The organism is Marinobacter sp. L-13, assembly GCF_056857715.1.
On record NZ_JBSXNQ010000018.1, the window covers coordinates 1 to 3,758 of the forward strand.

Sequence of the window (3,758 nt, forward strand, 5' to 3'; positions counted from 1 at the left end):
GAAAGCCGAGAACCCGCGTCGCTGGTCTGGTGATATCCGAAACTTCAGCTTGCCGGAATCAGTCACTCTGAACCCGGAAAAGGCGGCCAATTGTTAAAGAGCTGATGACTTAAACGCGACATCTACGTTGACAGACTCCGAATGCATCGTGTTGACGATGGGAAAACGTACTGCCATCCCAGATCCTTCATTATCGGTCCATACTTCTTGTGAAGAGAGGCTGGCACCGATGTTAGCCCGAATCCGTCTGCAAGGTCGGATTCATGCACTGACCTGACATGATCGATTTGGCGCTCCATGTTTTCTCTGAGATTCCCGGGGATCAATGTGTAACGATCTTTTCGTCCTTTGCCATTGAACACGAGCAAGTTGCGGCTCTTGAGATCGATGTCTTTCACCCTGAGCGAGAGAGCCTCATTAATTCTTAAACCGCACCCGTAGAGGAGTGCGGTTATTAGCCAATACTCACCTTCCATGTTGCCGAGAATAGAGGCGACTTCGTCGGGATTGAGAACGGTTGGCATTCGGCGTGGAGTTTTTGTCATCTTGTACTGAAGGTTTTCGATCTCCCGTTTCAGCACATGCTTGTAAACAAAAATGATCGCGCACAGCGCCTGATTTTGTGTGCCTGGGCTCACGCCTCGATTGACTGCAAGGTGATTTAAAAAACGTTCAATTTCGGGATTACTCATCACCTCCGGGTGCTTCTTGTCATTGAAAAGAATGAACTGCCGGACCCAGTAGAGATAGGACTTCTCGGTTCGATAGCTGTACTGCCTGGTCCTGATCTCTGTGCGAACAGACTCTAGAAACGGTGATTTCGCCACGGCGACCCTCCCTGGTCGAGATAACTGTATATGCGTACAGTTATAATAAAAAAGGCTCTAAAACGCCAAATTTCTTGCGGTTTAATTTGCAAGGCTATGCACACTTTCCACAGACGTGCCTTGCATGTGCCTGATTTGACGATGGAAAATTTCGGTCTTCTGTATTTAACTTGCAGAAACGTGCAAGGATAAACCGCGTGCAGACTTTTCACGGACGCAGAAGCCCGAAAACGGCCAGCTAATGGCTGGTAAGACTATGAAAAATCGACGCTATCAGCGGTGTGAAACAGTTTTGGACACGGTGGTACGGATGCGGTTTACTACGAATGCAAACTAATAAGCTGTTATGTTTCTTGACCGCACCTGTTAACTGGTGCTATTAATGGTGCCAAATCGTTGACTAGGTAATCACTATGCAAGTGAAATTTTCCGAGGATGTCATTCCTCTATCAGACCTGAAGATCAATCCTGGAAAGGTGGTTGGTCGAGCGCAAGATACGCATCGCCCCATCCTGCTCACCAGCCGTGGCCGCGGCATAGCTGTTGTTCAGGGGCTCGAGGATTATGAGAGAACCGCAGAGGAATTGCGGTTTGTAAAGGCGGTGGCGCGGGGGGTTATGGATGTTCGCGAGGGCAACACCGTATCGTTGGAGGACGCTAGGAAAACGTTGGGTATCAAGTAAATGGAATTACGCATCGCACAGTCCGCTCTTGAGGACTTACAGGCTATTCAGGAGTATTACAAAGAGCAGGATGTGCCACATATCGGTGATGATTTCGTGGCTGCTATCCTGGAGCGCTGTGAAATGATTCAAATCCACCCTGATGCTGGCCGAGTTGTTCCTGAATTCAACATGGATCATATTCGCGAATTGATTCACGCGCCGTTTCGAGTTGTCTATCTCAGGCAGGCTAAAGAGGTTGTGCTCATACGAGTCTGGCGGAGTGAGAGGCAGCTCGAATTACCAGCAAACGAAACATAACCAAGCCATGCACCGGATGCCAAACCCTCCGCTTCGCTGCGGTTATGTCACCGGTGATGGCGGGCGTTAGGCAGGAAGGGAGTCGGAAGCCATGAGCGAATACAACTTGGAATTTGCTGAGGCCATGGCCGAGTCGAGTGGTCTTATTCTCCGTAGTGACTCCTTGCCTGACGAAGGCCAGCGGGCCGCTTTGTACACGGCATTGGTTGCGTGCGAGATAGCATTGAAATATGCACTAGCTCAGGCAGGAGTATTGGTCCCTAAGACCCACGACCTTTCAAAGCTGATGGGGCTCGTCTCTGATTGCTCTGTTGAGGAAGAAGTTGCAAAGGGCGTTATCAAGCGCGTCCCGGCAAGCCGCATTCGGGGTGTTTCTGTAAGCGACAATTATCGTGATGCAACACTGGGTAAGCTGCTCGAAGCAGAGGAATTTGGGGCATCCAAGTTTCCGAACGAAATTCGGTACGGTCATACGCTAGAGCATTTCCCAGCATCGGTCATGCAGCAGGCGAGTCTTCAACTTATTTCTTGGGTTCGGCATCATGCTCCAAGTATACAAGCCTAACAAGGCGCATCAATTCGCGGCCGATGGCCGCCGGACGCCCTTTACATTGCGGCTGCGCCTTCATTCCAAGGGCGCCGTTGTGCGCTGGCGTTATACGTAAAAAATGAAAGCAAGATTCATCAAATACCTAGAAGACCAAGCTCAAAATATGACAATAGGTAAACAGTATATTGTCCTTGGTATTGAAGGTGATTCCTTTAGGGTAATATGTGATGAAAATGAGCCTTACCTATATGAGCCAGAGCAATTTGAAATCATTGACTCTGAAATGCCCAAGTTTTGGCTCAGTGAAAAGGGCGAGGACGGCGAACTTTATGCGTATCCACCTCCATGGTTTCGCAACTACTTTTTCGAAGATTATTTCGATAATGTAAAAGGTAAAAAAGAGCAGTTTTGGGCAACGTGTAAAAAATACTATGGCATCAACAAAAACGTATAACCAGTGCATCTTGCGGACAGTGGACTTCCCCCACTCTAATGGACACGCATCGATAACTCCGCAAGAGGAGAAAAACGATGCCAGAGATGATCACGGGGAAGAAAACCCAGCAGTACAGCACTGAGTTCAAGGTCAAAGCGGTGGAATGGAGCCACCAGGCCCATCGGAGCGTGAAAGGCGTGGCCGAAGCGCTGGATATCCACCCTTTCATGCTGTCACGCTGGCGCAAGGAATACCGAGAGGGAAAGTTCGCCATGAAACGGGTCAAGAAAGCGCCAGCCGAAGCCAAGCAGAAGATCCAGGAACAGGATGAGGTTACCCGCCTGAAACGCCGAATAGCGGAGCTTCAGGAGGAGAATGACATCCTAAAAAAGTTTCAACGTTTTCAGGCCGAGGAACGACGGAAGCGTTCCGGTTCGTCTGGAAACACCGAGGGCAACACGGAGTAAAGGCGCTGTGCCGCCACCTGAACATCTCGCGGTCGGGCTACTACGCCTGGGCAAGTCGGAAGCCCAGCCAGAGAGCCGCTGAGAATGCCGCGTTGCTGTTGAAGGTCCGCAAGGTCTACAACGACAGCAAGGGCCGCTATGGCAGCCCCAGGGTCTATCAGGCGCTGCGCCGTGACGGCTTGGTTGTCGGTGAGAACCGGGTGGCCAGACTGATGCGGGAATGGGGCATGAAGGCCCGTGTCGTGCGCGTCTATCGACGCATGACGAAACGACGGGATGACCTGAAAGCCCTGCCCAATCATCGACTGGAGGCTGACAAGCCGACCGCGGTGAACCAGCACTGGAGCAGCGATGTCACCTACAGTGTGCCCGGAGTCCAGGGCGAGCATGGAAGCTCAAATGGACCACGAGTCTATCTGGAATATTGAACCGGTGCTTCATGAGGAAGTAACGAACCAATCCCACCTACTGTGAGGGTGGTGAGCCTGAGCGGCA

Annotated in this window: 7 protein-coding genes; 6 read left to right on the forward strand and 1 reads right to left on the reverse strand. The window is 50.9% G+C overall.

Annotated elements, in window-relative coordinates:
* Positions 1–122: 122 nt before the first annotated feature.
* The gene (locus AC13DD_RS00775) at positions 123–827 is read right to left on the reverse strand and encodes a phage integrase N-terminal SAM-like domain-containing protein (protein WP_482930704.1); all 705 of its coding nucleotides are present in this window, start codon (positions 825–827) and stop codon (positions 123–125) included.
* A gap of 413 nt (positions 828–1,240) precedes the next feature.
* Here AC13DD_RS00775 and AC13DD_RS00780 point away from each other — a divergent pair, with 413 nt between their 5' ends.
* From AC13DD_RS00780 to AC13DD_RS00805, 6 genes are all read left to right on the forward strand, one after another.
* Positions 1,241–1,510, forward strand: a complete 270-nt coding sequence (locus tag AC13DD_RS00780) for a type II toxin-antitoxin system Phd/YefM family antitoxin (RefSeq protein WP_482930705.1) — start codon at positions 1,241–1,243, stop codon at positions 1,508–1,510.
* The gene (locus AC13DD_RS00785; protein WP_482930706.1) at positions 1,511–1,810 is read left to right on the forward strand and encodes a type II toxin-antitoxin system RelE/ParE family toxin; all 300 of its coding nucleotides are present in this window, start codon (positions 1,511–1,513) and stop codon (positions 1,808–1,810) included. It begins immediately after the preceding gene.
* Between the two features lie 91 nt (positions 1,811–1,901).
* Positions 1,902–2,375 (forward strand): HEPN domain-containing protein, encoded by a 474-nt coding sequence (locus AC13DD_RS00790; RefSeq protein WP_482930707.1) that lies wholly within the window; start codon positions 1,902–1,904, stop codon positions 2,373–2,375.
* A gap of 103 nt (positions 2,376–2,478) precedes the next feature.
* Entirely contained in the window at positions 2,479–2,814 is a 336-nt protein-coding gene (locus AC13DD_RS00795) for a hypothetical protein (RefSeq protein WP_303292033.1), read from the forward strand.
* Positions 2,815–2,891: 77 nt separating this feature from the next.
* Positions 2,892–3,263, forward strand: a complete 372-nt coding sequence (locus AC13DD_RS00800) for a transposase (protein WP_482930708.1) — start codon at positions 2,892–2,894, stop codon at positions 3,261–3,263.
* Between the two features lie 92 nt (positions 3,264–3,355).
* Positions 3,356–3,691 carry an IS3 family transposase gene (locus AC13DD_RS00805; protein ID WP_482930709.1) on the forward strand — a complete coding sequence of 112 codons (336 nt, stop codon included), beginning with the start codon at positions 3,356–3,358 and terminating at the stop codon, positions 3,689–3,691.
* Positions 3,692–3,758 lie beyond the last annotated feature (67 nt).